Origin of the sequence: uncultured Gilvimarinus sp., assembly GCF_963975215.1 — a bacterium.
Lineage (GTDB): Bacteria > Pseudomonadota > Gammaproteobacteria > Pseudomonadales > Cellvibrionaceae > Gilvimarinus.
In genome coordinates this window covers 242,995-262,701 of sequence record NZ_CAXBFW010000002.1, presented here as the reverse complement: position 1 = coordinate 262,701, position 19,707 = coordinate 242,995, and the positions used below count along the sequence as shown (strand labels likewise).

Genomic DNA, 19,707 nt, shown 5'->3' with positions numbered 1-19,707 from the left:
AAAATGTTAAACCGATTATGGCTCGTTGTATCTGTCGTTTGCCTTGCTGTAGGAGCGAGCGCGGCGGCTAATGCTGCCGCCACGAGTGCTAACGCCTTGCGCGATACCTTAGCCGCCACAACCAGCTTGAGCGGCGAGTTTGAGCAAACCTTACGCGACGCCGAAGGTGAGCTGATCGAGACCAGTGCCGGCGACTTTGTGCTGCAGCGCCCCGGGCGTTTTTTTTGGCATACCCAGCAGCCATTTGAACAGCAGCTTATCAGCGATGGCAGTACCATTTGGCTGTACGATCCGGACTTGATGCAAGTGACCGTTCGGCCTGTCACCGACGATCTAAAAAACACCCCCGCAGCACTGCTGAGCGAAAGCGCCGAGTCGCTCGCCAACGCGTTTTTAATCACTCGCAGTGTGGGACAGCAAGGGCGTGTGGTTTTTGGCTTAACGCCGGCGGATAAAGATAGTTTATTTGCCCGCCTGGAACTTGAGTTTGACGACAAGCAGCTGCTGCGAATTTTAGTGCACGATAGCCTCAATCAAACCACCGAATTCAGCCTGACCAACACCGAGCGCAACCAGCCAGTGGATGCGGCACAATTTACCTTTAGCGCCCCTGAAGGCGTTGATGTTCTAATCGATTAACCGGTCATCGATGTCTGACTTGTTTGCTGAAGAGCCCGGTTACCAGCCCTTAGCGGCCCGCATGCGGCCGCGCTCGCTCGATGACTATATCGGCCAAACTCATATTCTGGGGGCGGGTAAGCCCCTGCGCGAGGCCGTCGATAAAGGCCAGCTGCATTCGATGATTTTGTGGGGGCCGCCTGGAGTGGGTAAAACCTCTTTGGCGCGGCTGTTTGCCGAGCGGGCCGACGCCCGCTTTGAGACATTGTCGGCGGTGTTGGCCGGGGTAAAAGATATTCGGGCGGCGGTGCATATGGCGCAGCAAGAACGCTCGGGCCGCGGCCGTAAAACCATTCTGTTTGTGGATGAGGTACACCGCTTTAATAAGTCGCAACAGGATGCGTTTTTGCCTTATGTGGAGGACGGCACTTTTATTTTTATTGGCGCCACTACGGAAAACCCCTCGTTTGAGCTCAATAATGCCCTGTTATCCCGCTGCCGGGTGTATGTACTGCGCTCGCTAAGCCTCGCCGATACTGAAAATATTGTTCGACAGGCACTGGCCGATAGCGAGCGTGGTTTGGGCGATTTACCCCTGCAAATCGATGACGACTCGCTGGCATTAATGGCCAATGCGGCCGATGGTGATGCCCGTAAAGCGCTTAATTTGTTAGAGCTTGCCGCCGATTTGGCGCGTGAGGAGGGGGAGCGTCGGGTCATCGATGAGTCGGTGTTGGCCGAGGTGCTCGGCGGCGATGTGCGACGGTTTGATAAGGGCGGCGACTTGTTCTATGAGCAAATCTCCGCCATGCATAAATCGGTGCGTGGTTCATCGCCCGATGGCGCGCTCTACTGGTTGGCGCGTATGCTCGATGGTGGCTGCGACCCTTTGTACATTGCGCGCCGGGTTGTGCGTATGGCCAGCGAGGATATTGGCAATGCCGATCCGCGTGCGCTACCGCTCGCGCTGGCAGCTTGGGATACCCAGGAGCGGCTCGGTAGCCCCGAGGGCGAGCTGGCCATCGCTCAGGCCATTACCTATCTGGCCGCAGCGCCTAAAAGTAATGCGGTGTATACTGCCTTTAATCAGGCCATGGCCGACGTTCGCAGTACGCCGGGTTATGAGGTGCCGATGCATTTACGCAATGCGCCCACCAAACTCATGAAGAACATGGATTACGGTGCCGAGTATCGCTATGCCCACGATGAGCCCGGTGCTTACGCGGCGGGCGAGAACTACCTGCCGGCCGAAATGGCCGAGCGGCGCTACTACCACCCGGTGGAGCGCGGCTTAGAGCTAAAAATCGGCGAAAAAATGCAGCGCTTGCGCGAGCTGGACGAGGCGAGTGTTTACCGCCGCTACCGCGACGACCCGTAACCACAACACTAAAGAGGACAAACTATGCAGTGGCTCTTTGTTGCCACCGGCGGAGCTCTGGGGGCCATGCTGCGCTTTTTTATAACGACGCAGCTGTACCCGGTGATGGGCATTCGCTTTCCTCTTGGGACACTGGTGGTTAATGTGTTGGGCTGTTTTTTGGTGGCGCTGTTCTATATTGTCATTGTTGAAAAAGCCATGCTGTCACCCCATTGGCGCCACTTGCTAATTACCGGGTTTTTAGGTGCACTCACCACCTTCTCGACTTTCTCGCTTGATGCGCTCGCCCTTTGGCATAACGGCGCTCCGGCTATGGCGGTGTTGTATGTGCTGGCGAATGTGGTGTTGTGCCTCGCGGCGGTGGCTGCCTCGTGGTATTTAGTCAACTTTATGTTATCGTAACGGCCCCAAAAATCCGGTGCTGCCAAGCATTGTGATATTACTTAACCGAACCGAAAAGTCATTGTTATGTTAGATCCTAAACTGATTCGCTCCAACCTCGACGACGTAGCCCAAGCGCTCCAAAAGCGCGGCTTTACTCTGGATGTCAGCCTACTGCAAAGCTTAGAAGAAGAGCGCAAGGCCATTCAGGTGAAAACCGAGACCCTGCAGTCCGAGCGCAACAGTCGATCCAAAAACATCGGTAAGGCTAAGGCGGCGGGCGAAGATATTGCCCCGCTGCTAAAAGAGGTCGATCAGCTTAAACACGATTTATCTGAGGCCGAGGCCGAGCTGCACGCCGTGCAGCACAAGCTTGATGAGTATCTTTCTGGCGTACCCAATATGCCGGCTGATGAGGTGCCAGAAGGTGAAAGCGAAGACGATAATGTCGAGGTGCGCCGCTGGGGCACCCCCCGCGAGTTTGACTTTGAGGTTAAAGATCACGTCGATTTGGGCGCGGATATAGACGGCCTGGACTTCGAAACCGCCAGTAAAATTACCGGCTCGCGCTTTGCGGTGATGCGTGGCGGTGTGGCCCGCATGCACCGTGCGCTGGTGCAGTTAATGTTGGATATGCACGTTAGCGAGCACGGCTATGAAGAGGTTAATGTCCCCTACATCGTCAACGCTGATTCACTCTATGGCACCGGGCAGCTGCCAAAGTTTGCCGACGATCTATTTAAGCTGGATGACGAGCGTGACTTTTATTTGATCCCGACCGCTGAGGTGCCAGTAACCAACCTGCTGCGCGATACCTTGCTGGATAAAGACACAGCACTGCCGCTAAAGTTTGTGGCGCACACGCCGTGTTTTCGCTCCGAGGCGGGCAGCCACGGGCGGGATACTCGCGGCATGATTCGTCAGCACCAGTTTGAAAAGGTCGAGTTGGTGCAGTTTGTGCGCCCCGAGGACTCCGATGCAACCCTGGAAAGCCTCACCGGTCACGCCGAGGCAATTTTGCAAAAACTCGTGTTGCCGTATCGCACGGTGATTTTGTGTGGTGGTGACATAGGCTTTTCGGCCGCCAAAACTTACGATATCGAAGTATGGGTGCCTTCTCAGGGTAAATACCGTGAGATTTCATCTTGCTCTAGCTTTCGCGATTTTCAGGCGCGCCGCCTAAAAGCGCGTTACCGCGACCCGGAAACCGGCAAGCCCGCGCTACTGCATACCTTAAACGGCTCCGGTCTCGCCATTGGCCGCACGCTGTTAGCGGTGCTAGAAAACTACCAGCAAGCCGACGGCAGCGTGCTGGTACCCGAGGCCCTGCAAGCTTATATGGGCGGCGTAAAACGCATCGGCGCCGAGGGCTAAAGCATGCAGTACTTCCCGTTTTTTATGCACCTGCGCGGCGAGCGCGTGTTGCTGGTAGGCGGGGGAGATATTGCCACACGCAAGGCGCGTCTACTGAGTAAAGCCGGCGCGCACTTAGTGGTTATTGCGCCTGAGGTGGAGACCGAGCTAAAAGCTCTTATCGCCGAGACCAGTGGCGAGATCGAATTGCGCGAGTACCGCCAGGGAGATTTAGACGGCGCGGTACTGGCGATAGCGGCAACGGATATTGCAGCGGTGAACGAGCAGGTGTCGCGAGATGCCAAGGCCCGGCAATTGCCCGTCAATGTTGTCGATAGCCCCGAGCTTTGTACTGTTATTACCCCCGCCATTGTCGATCGCTCGCCGCTGGTGATTGCCATCTCCGGTGGTGGTGAGGCGCCGGTGCTGGCGCGTATGGTACGCGCCAAGCTCGAGACTCTGATTCCCGCCAGCTACGGGCGCCTCGCCGGGCTTGCCAGCCGCTTTCGCGCGCGGGTTAAGCAGACCTTCACCAGTGGCGACGAGCGCCGGCGCTTTTGGGAGGATACTCTGCAAGGGCCCGCCGGCGAATTAATGTTAAGCGGACGCGACGCCGAAGCGGAGCAGTTATTGCGCCAGCGGCTGGACGATAGCGCTGGCTCACATCGCCAGGGCGAGGTCTATTTGGTTGGCGGCGGGCCGGGCGATCCGGAGCTGCTGACCCTAAAGGCGCTGCGACTGATGCAACAAGCCGAGGTGGTGCTCTACGACCGGTTGGTCTCCCCCGAGGTTATGGAGCTTGTGCGCCGCGATGCGGACCGTATTTACGTGGGCAAGCGGCGCAGCGAACACGCCGTCGAGCAAACCGCCATCAACCAAATGTTGGTGGACCTTGCCCGCGAAGGCAAGCGGGTGTTGCGCTTAAAAGGCGGCGACCCTTTTATTTTTGGTCGCGGTGGCGAAGAGATCGAGCTGCTGGCCGAGAACAATATTCCCTTTCAGGTGGTGCCAGGTATCACCGCGGCTTCGGGTTGCTCTGCATACGCCGGTATTCCTCTGACCCATCGCGATTACGCTCAGTCGGTACGGTTTGTCACCGGTCATTTAAAATCCGATAGCGCCAATATTAGCTGGCCCGAGCTGGCGCGGCCCGACCAGACGCTGGTGATCTACATGGGGCTGATTGAGCTGGAGGCGATTTGCCGTGGTTTAATTGAGGCCGGTCGTGCGGCCACGACCCCCGTGGCATTGATCGAGAAAGGCACCACTCAGGATCAGCGCGTAATTGTGAGTGATTTGGCGGGTATTGGCGCACGAGTTGTCGAGGAGGCGGTCAGTGCGCCAACACTGCTGATTATCGGCGAGGTAGTTAAATTGCACCGGCAGTTGGAGTGGTTTTCTCCGGCAGCAGCCGCTGGCGATCAAACGGTTAAAGTTTAACCGTAGGCGGCCGATAAACGAGTATCTAGTGCTTATTTGTTGAGGCTTATATCATGGTCTATTTGGGGCCCATTACCCGGCTCACGCCGGTGAGTAAACCGAAGCCTGCAACCGGCTACGAGCCTGATCGCGATATTTTGGTGAGTAAACAGCTCCCCGAGCATCAACCCCGAGTCGTCGATCGCCGCCGCGGGGATCGGCGCAAAGAGCGCGGTGACGCCTTGCTCGATACCCGCAGTGGCAAAGATCGCCGCCGTTCACAGCCTCGCCCTAAAATCGACATCGAAGTTTAATCTCGCTTACCCCGCCACCTGACGGCCAGTGCTACACTGAGCCATGTTTTTCGATACCTCGTAAAAGGTGGGAATATCTATGCAACATTTTGATTTGCTGGTGATTGGTGCCGGCTCTGGTGGCGTGCGTGCCAGCCGCATTGCCGCCAGCCTGGGCGCAAAAGTGGCGGTTGCGGAAGAGCGCTATTTGGGGGGCACTTGCGTTAACGTAGGTTGTGTACCAAAAAAGTTGTTTGTTTACGCCTCGCATTTTAGCGATTTGTTCTCTCAATCACGCGGCTACGGCTGGAGCCTGACTGACCCTCAGTTAAGTTGGCAGCGTTTACGCGAGAACAAAGATCGGGAGATCGCCAGGTTAAACGGCGTATACGGCAATTTGCTGGATAAAGCCGGCGTTACCTTGCTGGAGGGGCACGCCCGATTGCTCGGCCCCGGGCGGGTGATGATTGCGGATCAAGAGGTCTCGGCGGAACGGATTATTATCGCCGTAGGCGGCTGGCCGTTCGTACCAGAGTTTCCTGGGCGCGAGCACGTTATCGATTCTAACGAGGTATTTTACCTCGACGACTTGCCCGAAGAGATTGCGATAGTCGGTGGCGGTTACATCGCGGCCGAGTTTGCGGGTATCTTTAATGGGCTGGGTGTTAAAACCCATTTGATTTACCGCCGCGAGTTATTTTTACGTGGATTTGATCGCGAGATTCGCGAGTTTATGGCTGAGCAAATGCAAGCCAAAGGTATCGAGTTACACTTTAATACGGACGTGGATTCGATCACGGTTACCGACACCGGCGCGCGTCACGTCGCGTTAAACAACGGCAAGTCACTGACGGTGGGGCAGGTTATGTATGCCACCGGTCGGCGCCCGCTGCTGGATAATTTAGGGCTTGAGAATACTTCGGTTAGCCTGACGGATAAGGGCACTATTGCGGTCGATGATGGCTTTGAAACGGCGGAGCCAGGCATTTATGCCATTGGTGACGTTGTGGGCCGGGCAGAGCTGACACCAGTGGCTTTAGCCGAGGGGATGGCGTTAGCGCGTAATTTATTTGGTGAGGCGGGGCAGCCGGTAAACTATGATTTGATTCCAACGGCGGTATTTACTCAGCCGAATATTGCCACGGTTGGCCTTAGCGAAGAGTTGGCCCGGGAAAAATATACTGACATTGCGGTATACCAGTCCAGCTTTAAGCCTATGCAATTATCGCTAACCGACAGCCCTGAGCGCTGTTTGCTTAAGGTTATTGTCGATGTTGCCAGCGATAAAGTCGTAGGCTGCCATATGGCCGGGCCTGATGCCGGTGAGATTATTCAGGGTTTGGCGGTCGCCATGACGGCGGGAGCCACTAAATCAGATTTCGACCGGACCATTGGAATACACCCAACGCTGGCCGAAGAGTTTGTGACATTGCGCGAGCCGCGTTAGGTGCCGGTGGCGATAAATGTTAATTGTGCTTGCCAGGCGGGTTAAGCTACTTTGCGCGGGCTTATAGAGTACCGAGCATTAAGGGCGATAGACGCTTGGCTCGAATTATATTTTGAATGGAGATCAATGCAATGAAGTTACCGGTTAAGGCTGTTTTAGGTGGGTTGGGTTTAGCGCTCTTACTGGGAGCGGCACACTCGCAGGCGCGGGATGATAAATCAATGCGCCCGATTAACGATGTCCTTGAGAAATACGCGGATAAGCTTAACAGTGATGTGGCACTGTATTTTGGCGGACAGCCGCACCCGGCGAGTGCGACAAAGTTAGGTGAGTACCCCACCAATAAAAAAACGAATGGTTTTAATAAGTCAGACAGTGAGGCCTGTGAGTGGGTGATGTTGTCGGCGCTCTTGTCGTTGCAGGAGCGGGCGCTGCGCGAAGGTGGCGATGCTGTCGTTAATATTCGCAGTTATTATAAGAAAAACGAACTCAGTAGTGAAACCGAGTACGAATGCCACAATGGTACATTCGTCGCCGGTGTGGCCCTGATCGGCGAGGTGGTTAAGCTCGATCACTGACGGTCCATAGCTCTAACGCTCTCTCGCTGTTGCATGGGGAGCTAAAAAAGCGCTGAAAACAGGCGCTTTTTTTATGTCTGTGTAAAACCCATATCTCTGGGCGGCTTTGTCCCGTAGCTTTTAGCCGGTAAGGGCTACGGTGTTTCAGTGGCCGCGTTGCCTTGTCATGCTTTGCTTTTGTGCGGTGCCGATTTTATGCACCACGCCTATGCCTTTTTGTGGGGCGTTGTTCGCGCTTTTTATTGAGGCGCGTTAGAGCGTGGGTGCTCAAAACTGTGCGGGCCATTAGCGCTAGCTGATTGCGCCCAATGGTTTTTAGGGGCTCATTAAAAACTTTTTATAGCTTTTTAAGTTTTTGTATTAACAGGATAATTTATATTTTCATGTCAATTTTTAAGTGGCTGGCATAAGCCTTGCTGTAAGGCCCGTAGCCGCAGTGAGCCGGTGTTGCAAACAAATGTGCAGTGCACACTAATCGCTCACAAATCACCGAAAACAAAAGATGTCAAAAATAGGGCACGGTGGGAAGAAACCCGATAATTGACAAGTTTGGAGACGAGCAATGAAAAAGCCAATGGTTCAACTGATGTGTGCGGTGGCAGCCGCAATGAGTGTGGGGGCACAGGCGCAAGAGGCGTCAGCGACGAGCTTAAAAGAGGCGCTGACCGAAGCCGACGTAAAGCTGAACCTGCGTTTACGCTATGAAGATGTAAGCTGGGATGGGCTTGAGGACTCGGACGCGCTTACCTTGCGAACTCGCTTGTCGTTTACCTCGGCCGATTATCACGGCTTTGGTTTAATGCTGGAAATGGATGATGTTACGGCCCTGACGGACGTCGATTACCGAACCGCCGGGAACGATGCCAGTAATCCGGGCACGGCGCTTATTGCCGATCCGGAAGGTACAGAGGTTAACCAGTCGTACCTGTCCTATCAGGGGTTTGGAACAACGTTTCGCTATGGTCGTCAGCGTATATTGCTCGATAACCAGCGCTTTGTCGGTGGTGTTGGCTGGCGACAAAACGAACAAACCTACGATGCCTTTTCACTAAAGAATCAGAGCATCGATAACGTTACGCTGTTTTACTCGTATCTGTATAACGTGAATCGGATTTTTGGCGAAGACAACCCCATAGGTGATCACAAGCACGAAAGTCATTTGCTGAATGCAAACTTTGGCGGCTGGGATGCCGGTAGTCTGTCGGCTTACGCGTACTTGTTGGATAATAAAACGGCTGCCGCTTTGTCGGGCGATACCTATGGTGCGCGCTGGATGGGTACGCTGGGAGCGGCATTTACCTATAATCTGGAGTATGCCACGCAGTCGGACGCGGGCGACAACCCGGTAAGTTATGACGCTGATTACATGTTGGCAGAGGCTGGATTGATGGTTGGGCCGGTTAAGCTGGGTGGCGGTTATGAGTTATTGGGCTCGGATAATGGTATCGCGGCTTTTAGTACGCCTTTGGCAACGCTGCATAAATTTCAGGGGTGGACCGACCGCTTTTTGACCACCCCGGTGGATGGGGTTGAAGATTTTTACGTGAGTGTCAGCGGCGCGTTGGGTGGTGTAAAACTGCTCGCCGCTTACCACGATTTGGCCTCGGATTATGGCAGTACCGATTACGGCCAGGAGCTGGATTTAAGTGCGGCAAAACAGTTTGGCCCGGTAACGGTTTTGGTAAAATACGCTGATTATCAGGCCGATGATTTTGGCAGCGACACGCAAAAGTTCTGGTTGCAACTTAGCTCGGTTTTTTAAGTTAAGCTGACACGCTGCCGCGTGTGTTCTGCGCTGCTGGTTTGAGATTGTCTGTGTGTTTTTTTACAGGTAATCTTCGAGCCAGTGGCGGATCTCTTTTTGATGTCGCCGCCCGGTTAGGTTGTCGGTGTCAATATGCACTGGGTTTAGGCAGCTATTGCCTTGCTCGTCTGTGCCAAAACAAAATTTCCGACGGGCGCCCACCGCTTGATTTTCAGAGCCGTAAATCCCAATTATATACAGAGTTAATTGCCGGGCTTGCTGCAGCACTGTCTCATCTAGTGAATTTTCTTTAAGCGTTCCTTGCACAATATTATTGAAAGCGCCGATGTCCCGGTAATCGGCACCTTTCAGCGGCCCCTGAATCGTCACGTTTTTAGTGGTGTTTGCCTCCTGAACCTCGAGGTCGGTGACGGAGCAGTGGTAAGTCGTATCCTCGGTGGTTAGTTCCGCTATGACCAGCGATATATAAAACGATTGCTCGCTCATATTGCATATGAGGCAATGGGATTGAAGGGCGGTGCCGAGACTTTGGTTGATTAAAATCTTTGGGCGTAATTTACGCCGGTAATCGCGCAGCAGCAGTTGCGCGTAAAGCACCCAAATAGCCAGCATTCCGGCGTTGATCATAACTGACAGTGGTCCCTGATGGTTTGCGATCCAGTTCAGCACGTGATGTCTCCGTAATAGCAAAGCCTTCTAGGGTAACATTTTGTCACTGGCAATAAAAAAGGCCCCGAAGGGCCTTTATAGATACACCGTGTTGAGCGTTAGACTGGATAGTCGCGCTGAGTGTAGCCGGTGTACAGCTGGCGCGGGCGGCCGATTTTGTACGGCTGGCTAACCATTTCATCCCAGTGAGCGTACCAGCCAACGGCGCGGCCGGTGGCAAAGATAACGGTGAACATTTCGGTTGGGATACCGATGGCTTTCATGATGATGCCAGAGTAGAAGTCAACATTCGGGTAGAGCTTCTTCTTGATGAAGTACTCGTCTTCCAGCGCGATTTTCTCCAGCTTTTTCGCAATAGCCAGCAGCGGGTCATTCTCCAACCCCAACTCAGCCAGTACTTCGTCGCAGGTTTGTTTCATTACTTTGGCGCGTGGGTCAAAGTTTTTGTAAACCCGGTGGCCAAAGCCCATCAGGCGGAAGGGGTCGGCTTTATCTTTTGCTTTGGCAACGTAAGTGTCGATGTTGTCGACACTGCCGATCTCTTCCAGCATGTTGAGTACGGCCTCGTTGGCGCCACCGTGTGCGGGGCCCCACAGCGTAGAGATACCTGCGGCGATGGCGGCAAACGGATTGGTGCCCGATGAGCCAGAGAGGCGAACGGTCGAGGTTGACGCATTCTGCTCGTGGTCGGCGTGCAGCAAAAAGATACGATCCATGGCTTTGGCCAGTACCGGGTTGACGGTGCTTTCGTCGCTTTTGCCAAAGGTCATGTTGAGGTAGTTTTCGGCGTACGCAAGCGCTGCGTTAGGCTCGATGAAGTCCTCGCCCTTAAGATGCTTGTAGGTCATGGCGGCCAGTGTTGGCATTTGACCAATCAGGCGGAAAGCCGTGGTGTCACGATCTTCCTCTTTGGTGATATCGATCTCGTCGTTGTATACCGCCGCCAGGGCCGCCACCGCGCTGCACAGTACAGCCATTGGGTGAGCGTCTTTGGGGAAGGTTTGGATTAAGTTGGCAACGGAGGGGGCGACAGCGGAGTTATCTTTAACGGCCTGCACAAATGTGCTTTTTTGCTCGGCATTGGGGAGCTCGCCTTTTAGCAGTAAGTAGCAACTTTCCAAATAGTCGGAGTGCTCTGCCAGTTGGTCGATAGGGTAGCCGCGGTGTAGCAGGACCCCTTTGCCGCCATCAATAAAGGTGATTTTTGACTCACACGCTGCGGTGGACATAAAGCCCGGATCGTAAGTGAAATAACCGTTTTTTGTCAGGCTGGTGACATCAATGACGTCTGGACCAACGGCGCTGGCATAAATGGGCAGCTCTACGTCTGCATCCAGGCCCTCGACCGTTAAACGTGCTTTTTTGTCAGTCATTACGGACTCCTGTAGTTACTTGACGGGCTCGACTGCCCCGTGGCGGTCAAACCGATAAATTACATGACACGCGACCGCATGGCTCCGGCCCAGCGAAGGTGCCAGTAATGGGTCTGTACGCTATATACATGGGTTGTGAAAGCGAATCAGGCAATGCCAGGGGCAGACTGCAGGTCGCGCTCACCAGGTGGTGTTGCTGCGGCTCTTAATTGAGCTCTTTGTAACCGTCGGGCTGTTAGGTCAACCAGCGCGATTCGTCGTGGCTCTGTCTTACACAATATTCGTAGAATATTAGCGAAGGCAACACTTATCTGCGTCAGGGTTGAGTCAACGCCCCTGTCGTCAGGAGGCGGCATTATAGAGGAGATTTTGCGTTTAGGCATAGCTTTGAAGGGTAAACGAGGGTTTTTTGTTGTATTTTTGGGTCTTTTGTTGGTTGTTTTTTGCCCTTGCGCGCAAACTTGGTGCGCATGGTCAGGCCAATTTAGGGCGAAAGTCTGTATTTGCACAGCCTTGGCGCAAAACACCCTGATATGAATGCTCGATTATGTCGGGAAGTGCTTAGAATTTCGGCAAAAAATCCAATTTTGTGCCCCTGCTTTTTATTTGTGTTTCGTCGGCCAAATCCCTATAATACGCCGCGACTTGCAGGATGCGGCTGGGGATTGTCTGCAGCGCACAATTTTGGCGCATGCGAGATGTTATCTTCTTATTCATGGGTGATAAACCCAGACGCTGATTCTTAAAACCGGCCCCACAAGGGCAAAAAGGTGATTAGCTACCGTGAACAACAATAGACCCGTCAATCTCGACCTAACGACGATTAAATTTCCAATAACAGCCATCGTCTCCATCTTACATCGCGTCTCGGGCGTATTTATTTTTGCCGGTGTGGCTGTGCTGCTGTGGATGCTCGATTCTAGCTTAAGCTCAGAAGAAGGTTTTGCCGCTGTGCAGGACGCGCTCGCAAGTCCCGTCTGCAAATTCATTATCTGGGCCGTTTTGGCCGGTTTGGCGTATCATCTGGTGGCAGGTGTTCGGCACTTGATTATGGACTGCGGTGTCGGTGAGAGTTTTGAGGGTGGCCGCCTGGGAGCCAAGCTGGTGTTGGTGTTTGCCGTGATTTTGATCGTGTTGGCGGGGGTTTGGGTATGGTAACGGCTATTACAAATTTGGGGCGTAGCGGTCTGTACGATTGGCTGATACAGCGCCTCAGTGCGGTGGCGATGACCGCCTATGTTATTTTTTTGGTCGCTTATATAGCAATCAACCCCGATCTGGATTTTGGTCAGTGGCGTGCGTTGTTTGATCAGCTGTGGATGCGCGTTTTTAGCTTGATTACGCTGCTGTCGATTGTGACGCATGCGTGGATCGGCTTGTGGTCTGTGCTGACTGACTATATTACCAATCAGTCGATGGGTGGCAAAGCCACCGTGGTGCGCATATTTGCCCAGGTTGTTCTGGGTGTAGTCGCCATCACTTACACCGTCTGGGGAATCCAAATCATCTGGGGGCTTTGATAGATGTCTAATATGCGTACGATTTCGTTTGACGGCATTGTTGTCGGTGGCGGTGGCGCTGGTATGCGCGCTGCACTACAGCTGGCCCAATCTGGCTATAAAACAGCCGTAATTACTAAAGTATTTCCCACCCGCTCGCACACAGTGTCGGCTCAGGGTGGTATTACCTGCGCGATCGCCAGCGACGACCCGCAAGATGATTGGCGTTGGCACATGTACGATACCGTTAAAGGCTCCGATTATATCGGTGACCAAGACGCTATCGAGTATATGTGTTCGGTTGGCCCGGAGGCTGTATTTGAGCTCGAGCACATGGGCCTGCCTTTCTCCCGTACAGAAGAGGGGCGTATTTATCAGCGCCCGTTTGGCGGTCAGTCGAAAGACTTTGGCCGCGGTGGGCAAGCGGCCCGTACCTGTGCCGCCGCCGACCGTACCGGTCACGCTTTGCTGCATACCTTGTATCAAGGCAATATCAAAAATAACACCGTGTTCTTAAACGAGTGGTTCGCTGTCGATTTGGTGAAAAACGACGACGGTGTTGTGGTAGGTGTTATTGCCATCAATATGGAAGACGGGGAAACTGTCTTTATCAAGTCGAAGGCCACCGTGCTGGCCACCGGTGGTGCGGGCCGTATTTACGCCTCAACCACCAATGCCCACATCAACACCGGTGACGGCATTGGTATGGCGCTGCGTGCGGGCTTCCCGGTGCAGGATATCGAGATGTGGCAGTTTCACCCGACCGGTATTGCCGGGGCCGGGGTGCTGGTTACTGAGGGTTGCCGCGGTGAGGGCGGTTATCTGATCAATAAAGATGGCGAGCGCTTTATGGAGCGCTACGCGCCAAACGCCAAAGACTTGGCGGGTCGCGATGTAGTGGCCCGTTCGATGGTTCTGGAGATTCTGGAAGGGCGTGGCTGCGGCGAAAACGGCGATCACGTGTTCCTCAAGTTGGATCACCTGGGTGAGGAAACCCTAAACGCCAAGCTGCCAGGTATTTTGGAGCTGTCGCGCACCTTTGCTCACGCTGACCCGGTTAAAGTGCCGATTCCGGTCGTGCCAACCTGTCACTATATGATGGGCGGTATCCCGACTAATGTCAGCGGCCAGGCCTTGTGCCAGGACGAAAACGGCAACGATAAAGTGATTGAAGGGCTGTACGCCTGCGGTGAAGTAGCCTGTGTATCGGTACACGGTGCCAACCGTTTGGGTGGTAACTCGCTGCTGGATCTGGTGGTGTTTGGTCGCGCGGCAGGTCAGTACATCGAAAAAGCATTGCGTGAAGGTGTCGAGTACCGCGAAGCCAGTGACGACAATATTGCGTCCGCCATGTCCCGCTTAAACAGCCTTAACAACTCCACTGGCGGTGAGTCGGCCGCGGCCCTGCGCACCGAGTTGCAAAACGTTATGCAAAACCACTTTGGCGTGTTCCGCAAAGGCGAGTTTATGGAGCAGGGCATCAAAAAGCTGGCCGATCTGCGAGAGCGAATTGCCAACGTAGCGCTCGACGACAAAAGCAATGCGTTTAATACGGCGCGTATCGAGGCGCTGGAGCTGCAAAACTTGTTTGAAGTGGCCGAAGCCACGGCGATTGCCGCCGACGAGCGCAAGGAATCTCGCGGCGCACACGCCCGTGACGACTACACCGAGCGCGACGATGAGAACTGGTTGTGTCACTCTATGTACTTCCCCGGTGAAAAACGTGTGGGCAAGCGCGATGTGAACTTTGCGCCTAAGACCATGGACAAGTTCGAACCAAAAATCCGTACTTACTAAGGGGTGGTCCTGCTATGTTGAACGTAGAAATATATCGCTATAACCCAGAGACCGACTCCAAGCCTTACATGAAGCGCTATGAGATTGATACTCAGGGCAAAGACTTGATGGTGTTAGATGTACTGGAGCTTTTGAAAGCTCAGGATTCGAGCATTGTTTACCGCCGTTCTTGCCGTGAAGGGGTGTGTGGCTCCGATGGCATGAACATCAACGGCAAAAACGGCCTGGCATGCGTTACGGCGCTTTCTGAGTGTGTTAAAAACAATAAGCTGATTCTGCGCCCGCTGCCGGGTTTGCCGGTCATTCGCGATTTGATCGTGGATATGTCGCAGTTTTATGCGCAATACAAAAAAATAGAGCCATATTTGCAAAATGAAAGTCCCGCTCCGGCAATTGAGCGGTTACAATCCCCAGAAGACCGTGCCAAGCTGGATGGCCTGTACGAGTGTATTCTCTGCGCATGCTGCTCAACCAGCTGTCCGTCTTTTTGGTGGAACCCCGATAAGTTTATTGGCCCCGCCGGCCTGTTGCAGGCCTACCGCTTTTTGGTAGATACCCGCGATGAGGCGACGGAGCATCGTCTGGCGAACTTGGATGACCCCTTCAGCGTATTCCGCTGTCACGGTATCCAAAACTGTGTGGCGGTGTGCCCCAAAGGGTTGAATCCCACCCGGGCAATTGGTCATATCCGCTCTATGCTATTGCGCAGTGCGACATAGCGCGGAATCGGTTGTATGAACGAGTAAACAGATGCGCTGCCCGGTTGTGATCATGAATGACAACCTGCGGCGCATTTGTGTATGTACCAAACTCTGAAATGGTGCGATTAAGCGGCGGGCCCGGCCACAAGCGGGGCGCGTTTTGGAAGCTAACGGCTATTTATAGCAGGGGGGCTTGGGGCATCACCTGAGCCTGTTCAGTTGGTTGTACACGTGGGCCTGACGTGGTGTGCGGGTAATCTCTGAATAATCCCCGTAAAAAGGTGGGTGGAATGCAAGACAGCATTATGGAGAGACTATGGAGTACGTCCCATATATCTGGTGGGAATGCCTCCTATGTTGAAGACCTCTACGATACTTATTTACATGATCCTAATGGCGTGCCAGAGCAGTGGCGCGAATACTTTGACCAGTTACCTCGTGTCGAGGGGGTGGTTTCTCAAGATTCTCCGCACTCGGTTATTCGGCAACAGTTTGCTCAGTTGGCTAAAAGCCGCTCGAACAGCGCTTCGCCGAATGCGGCTTCCGCAATATCGATTGAACACGAGCGCAAGCAGGTAAAAGTCTTGCAGCTGATCAGCTCTTACCGTTTTCGCGGTCATCAGCGCGCTCAGTTAGACCCACTCGGCATTATGGAGCGTGAGACAGTTCCTGATCTCGACCTCGCTTACCACGGCCTGACCTCGGCCGATCTCGATACCAGCTTCCAAACCGGCACCATGTTCATCGGCAAAGATGAAGCTCCGCTGCGCGAAATCGTCGAAGCGTTAGAGCAGACCTATTGTGGTCATGTCGGCCCGGAAATCATGCACATCACTAACCTTGCCGAAAAGCAATGGTTGCAACAGCGCCTTGAGAGTGTTCGCTCTAAGCCAAGCTACGACGCCGAGCAAAAGTTGGCCGTACTTGAGCGATTGACCGCTGCCGAGGGCCTTGAGCGTCATCTGGACAGCAAGTATCCGGGTACCAAGCGTTTTGGTCTGGAAGGTGGTGAGAGCTTTATCCCCTTGGTAGATGCGGTGGTAAAACGTTCAGGCTCCTACGGCGCGAAAGAAATTGTGCTGGGTATGGCCCACCGCGGCCGCTTAAACACGCTGGTTAATGTGTTTGGCAAAAGCCCCGCTGAGCTGTTTGGTGAGTTTGAGGGCAAGCGCCTGGTGGATACCTCGGGTGATGTTAAGTATCACCAAGGGTTTTCGTCTAACGTGATGACACCCGGTGGCGAAATCCACATGGCCATGGCGTTTAACCCGTCACACCTAGAGATCGTATCGCCGGTGGTAGAGGGCTCCGTGCGTGCCCGTCAGGACCGTCGCGATGATGACGTAGGCCACAAAGTTGTGCCAATTGTGGTACACGGTGATGCCGCTTTTGCCGGTCAGGGTGTGGTGATGGAGACATTCCAGATGTCGCAAACCCGCGCGTACAAAACCGGCGGAACCTTGCACCTGGTGATTAACAACCAGGTAGGTTTTACCACCAGCCGCCGGGAAGACGCCCGTTCGACCGAGTACTGCACCGATACCGCCAAAATGGTAGAGGCGCCGATTTTTCACGTAAACGGTGACGACCCTGAGGCTGTGTTGTTTGTTGCGCAGCTGGCAACTGACTACCGCTACGAATTTAACAAAGACGTCGTTATCGACTTGGTTTGCTACCGTCGTCGCGGCCACAATGAGGCAGATGATCCGTCGTCTACTCAGCCGTTGATGTACAAAAAAATCCGCAACCAAAAAACCACCCGCACGCTCTACTCAGACGCTTTGATCGACGCTAATGTGCTGAGTGCCGAAGAGTCCAGCAAGATGATGGACGACTATCGTGCGGCGCTGGATCGCGGCGAAAGTGTTGCCAGTGGTTTGGTGTCTGAGCCGGACAGCTCACTGTTTGTCGACTGGTCGCCGTATATTGGTCACGATTGGCAAACCCCGGCCGAAACCGGCTACGAGCTTAAAGCCCTGCAGGCGGCTGCCTATAAGATGTGCGAAGTACCCGACGGGGTTGTACTGCAGCGTCAGGTGTCAAAAATTTACGATGATCGCCGTAAAATGGCCGGTGGCGCGCTGCCTATTAACTGGGGCTTTGGTGAAACCTTGGCCTACGCTACCTTGCTGGAACAGGGCTTTCAGATCCGTCTGACGGGGCAGGATGTGGGGCGCGGTACTTTCTCGCACCGCCACGCCGTACTGCATAGCCAAAAAGATGGCGTTAGCTACACGCCACTGGCGCACATGAACGACGATCAGCCGGCATTTGATTTGTACGATTCGTACCTTTCAGAAGAAGCGGTACTGGCATTTGAATACGGTTATGCCACCACCATGCCGAAAGGCCTGGTTATCTGGGAGGCGCAGTTTGGCGACTTTGCCAATGGCGCTCAGGTGGTGATTGATCAGTTTATTACCAGTGGCGAACACAAGTGGGGCCGTTTGTGTGGCCTGACCATGTTATTGCCGCACGGTTATGAAGGGCAGGGGCCAGAGCACTCGTCAGCACGCTTAGAGCGCTTTATGCAACTGTGTGCCGAGCACAATATTCAGGTGTGTATCCCAACCACGCCGGCGCAGGTGTTTCATATGCTGCGTCGTCAGGCGATTCGTCCGATGCGTCGCCCGCTGGTGGTGATGAGCCCGAAATGGATCTTGCGTCACCCGTTGGCGACATCAAGTATTGAGGAGTTGTCCGAGGGCGGCTTCCAAAACGTGATCGGTGAAAAAGACATTGATCCGGCCAAGGCTAAGCGCGTTGTGCTGTGTAGCGGTAAGGTTTACTACCACTTGTTAGAAGAGCGGATGAAGCGTGAACAGGACGACGTCGCGTTAATTCGGCTAGAGCAGCTGTATCCGTTCCCGGAGGAAGAGCTCAAGGCTGCACTTGCGCCATACGCTAATGTTAAGGATGTCATGTGGTGTCAGGAAGAGCCCATGAACCAAGGCGCTTGGTACTCCAGCCAGCACCATATGCGTCGCGTTGTTTATGACTTAAATCCCGAGCTGTTCTTAGGTTATGTTGGGCGTGACCCATCGGCCGCACCGGCTGCAGGCTATGCCTCGGTGCACCTGGAAGAACAGAAACGTTTCATTAACGAAGCATTGAGTGTTTGATACGCAAACTGCAGCACAGAAAACTAGCGAGAGCTAAGGACACGTAATGAGTACTGATATTAAAGCCCCTACTTTTCCCGAATCTGTTCAGGACGGGACCATTGCGACCTGGCACAAACAGCCAGGTGAAGCGGTTTCGCGTGATGAACTGATCGTAGATATTGAAACAGACAAAGTGGTACTGGAAGTGGTCGCCCCCGCCGACGGTGCCCTGACTGAAGTGTTAAAAGGCGAAGGCGACACTGTCTTGAGCAATGAAGTGATTGCTAAGTTTGAAGCCGGTGCCGGCGGCTCGGCCAAAGCCGAAGCGAGCGAGCCTGCCGCCGAGAAAAAAGAAGACGCACCGGCTGAGTCGGGCGCTGATGCCGGCGATAAGCTATTGAGCCCCGCCGCGCGCAAAATGGCTGAAGAGAACAACGTTGACCCTGCCGCTGTTGCCGGCACCGGTAAAGATGGGCGTGTGACCAAAGAAGATGTCATGAATCACGTTAAATCAGCCGGTTCTAAATCGGCCGCCCCGGCGCCAGCTCAGGCCGCTGCGGCACCGGCTGCGCCAGAAGGCGATCGGGTTGAAAAACGTGTGCCGATGACACGTTTGCGCAAACGCATCGCCGAGCGCCTGCTGGAAGCTACCAGCACTACCGCCATGTTGACGACCTTTAACGAGGTAGACATGGGGCCGGTGATGGAGCTGCGCAAGCAGTACAAAGATAAGTTTGAAAAGATTCACAACGGTACTCGTCTGGGCTTTATGGGCTTTTTCGTGAAAGCTGCTACCGAAGCGCTGAAACGCTTCCCAGCGGTTAACGCCTCACTGGATGATAACGATGTGGTTTACCACGGTTATCAGGATATCGGGGTTGCGGTTTCTACCGAGAAAGGCTTGGTTGTGCCGGTATTGCGCAGCACCGAGAACATGAGCATCGCTGAGGTTGAGTCCACCATTCGCGATTTTGGTCTGCGTGCCCGTGACGGCAAGCTGGGCATTGATGAAATGACTGGCGGCACCTTCACCATCACCAACGGCGGTGTGTTTGGCTCGCTACTGTCGACGCCTATTTTGAATTTGCCGCAAACCGCCATTTTAGGAATGCACAAAATTCAAGAGCGTCCTATGGCCGTAAACGGCGAAGTTAAAATTCGCCCAATGATGTATCTGGCGCTGTCTTACGATCACCGTCTGATCGACGGTAAAGAGGCCGTGCAGTTCTTGGTGGCTATTAAAGAGCTGCTGGAAGATCCAGCGCGTATCCTGCTGGAAATCTAATTCAGCTGCACTCGCTCCGGCCGGCTTACCGGCTGGCCGGATAAATG

General features: G+C 54.0%; 17 protein-coding genes. 15 read left to right on the top strand and 2 right to left on the bottom strand.

Features of this window, described 5'->3' with window-relative positions:
• Positions 1–3: 3 nt before the first annotated feature.
• From lolA to AAC019_RS02985, 9 genes are all read left to right on the top strand, one after another.
• Positions 4–639, top strand: a complete 636-nt coding sequence (gene lolA / locus AAC019_RS03025) for an outer membrane lipoprotein chaperone LolA (protein WP_339897076.1) — start codon at positions 4–6, stop codon at positions 637–639.
• A 10-nt stretch (positions 640–649) separates the two neighbouring features.
• Complete coding sequence (locus tag AAC019_RS03020; RefSeq protein ID WP_339897075.1) at positions 650–1,996, top strand: replication-associated recombination protein A; 1,347 nt, start codon at positions 650–652, stop codon at positions 1,994–1,996.
• Positions 1,997–2,020: 24 nt separating this feature from the next.
• A complete protein-coding gene (gene crcB, locus AAC019_RS03015; protein WP_339897074.1) occupies positions 2,021–2,398 on the top strand; it encodes a fluoride efflux transporter CrcB in 378 nt (125 codons plus the stop codon).
• 66 nt (positions 2,399–2,464) lie between these two features.
• Entirely contained in the window at positions 2,465–3,751 is a 1,287-nt protein-coding gene (gene serS, locus AAC019_RS03010; protein WP_339897073.1) for a serine--tRNA ligase, read from the top strand.
• Positions 3,752–3,754: 3 nt separating this feature from the next.
• The gene (gene cysG, locus AAC019_RS03005; RefSeq protein WP_339897072.1) at positions 3,755–5,170 is read left to right on the top strand and encodes a siroheme synthase CysG; all 1,416 of its coding nucleotides are present in this window, start codon (positions 3,755–3,757) and stop codon (positions 5,168–5,170) included.
• Positions 5,171–5,223: 53 nt separating this feature from the next.
• Positions 5,224–5,463: a hypothetical protein gene (locus tag AAC019_RS03000; protein WP_339897071.1), complete on the top strand. Its 240-nt coding sequence runs from the start codon at positions 5,224–5,226 to the stop codon at positions 5,461–5,463.
• A 79-nt stretch (positions 5,464–5,542) separates the two neighbouring features.
• Positions 5,543–6,889, top strand: coding sequence for a glutathione-disulfide reductase (gene gorA / locus AAC019_RS02995; RefSeq protein WP_339897070.1), 1,347 nt, complete (start codon positions 5,543–5,545; stop codon positions 6,887–6,889).
• Between the two features lie 131 nt (positions 6,890–7,020).
• Entirely contained in the window at positions 7,021–7,467 is a 447-nt protein-coding gene (locus AAC019_RS02990) for an excinuclease ATPase subunit (protein ID WP_339897069.1), read from the top strand.
• A gap of 562 nt (positions 7,468–8,029) precedes the next feature.
• Positions 8,030–9,229 carry an alginate export family protein gene (locus tag AAC019_RS02985; RefSeq protein WP_339897068.1) on the top strand — a complete coding sequence of 400 codons (1,200 nt, stop codon included), beginning with the start codon at positions 8,030–8,032 and terminating at the stop codon, positions 9,227–9,229.
• A 63-nt stretch (positions 9,230–9,292) separates the two neighbouring features.
• Here AAC019_RS02985 and AAC019_RS02980 read toward each other — a convergent pair whose 3' ends face one another.
• Positions 9,293–9,901, bottom strand: coding sequence for a hypothetical protein (locus AAC019_RS02980; RefSeq protein ID WP_339897067.1), 609 nt, complete (start codon positions 9,899–9,901; stop codon positions 9,293–9,295).
• A gap of 98 nt (positions 9,902–9,999) precedes the next feature.
• Positions 10,000–11,274: a citrate synthase gene (locus AAC019_RS02975; RefSeq protein WP_339897066.1), complete on the bottom strand. Its 1,275-nt coding sequence runs from the start codon at positions 11,272–11,274 to the stop codon at positions 10,000–10,002.
• 783 nt (positions 11,275–12,057) lie between these two features.
• Here AAC019_RS02975 and sdhC point away from each other — a divergent pair.
• The 6 genes from sdhC to odhB all read left to right on the top strand — a co-directional run bounded on the left by sdhC (position 12,058) and on the right by odhB (position 19,660).
• A complete protein-coding gene (sdhC, locus tag AAC019_RS02970; protein ID WP_339897065.1) occupies positions 12,058–12,432 on the top strand; it encodes a succinate dehydrogenase, cytochrome b556 subunit in 375 nt (124 codons plus the stop codon).
• Positions 12,426–12,794: a succinate dehydrogenase, hydrophobic membrane anchor protein gene (sdhD, locus tag AAC019_RS02965; protein ID WP_339897064.1), complete on the top strand. Its 369-nt coding sequence runs from the start codon at positions 12,426–12,428 to the stop codon at positions 12,792–12,794. Before sdhC ends, sdhD begins: the two co-directional genes overlap by 7 nt.
• 3 nt (positions 12,795–12,797) lie before the next feature.
• Positions 12,798–14,570, top strand: a complete 1,773-nt coding sequence (gene sdhA / locus AAC019_RS02960; RefSeq protein WP_339897063.1) for a succinate dehydrogenase flavoprotein subunit — start codon at positions 12,798–12,800, stop codon at positions 14,568–14,570.
• A 14-nt stretch (positions 14,571–14,584) separates the two neighbouring features.
• Positions 14,585–15,289 (top strand): succinate dehydrogenase iron-sulfur subunit, encoded by a 705-nt coding sequence (locus tag AAC019_RS02955; RefSeq protein WP_339897062.1) that lies wholly within the window; start codon positions 14,585–14,587, stop codon positions 15,287–15,289.
• A gap of 272 nt (positions 15,290–15,561) precedes the next feature.
• On the top strand, positions 15,562–18,393 hold the full coding sequence (locus AAC019_RS02950; protein ID WP_339897061.1) for a 2-oxoglutarate dehydrogenase E1 component: 2,832 nt from the start codon (positions 15,562–15,564) through the stop codon (positions 18,391–18,393).
• Between the two features lie 46 nt (positions 18,394–18,439).
• Positions 18,440–19,660: a 2-oxoglutarate dehydrogenase complex dihydrolipoyllysine-residue succinyltransferase gene (odhB, locus tag AAC019_RS02945; protein ID WP_339897060.1), complete on the top strand. Its 1,221-nt coding sequence runs from the start codon at positions 18,440–18,442 to the stop codon at positions 19,658–19,660.
• The last annotated feature ends 47 nt before the right edge of the window (positions 19,661–19,707 follow it).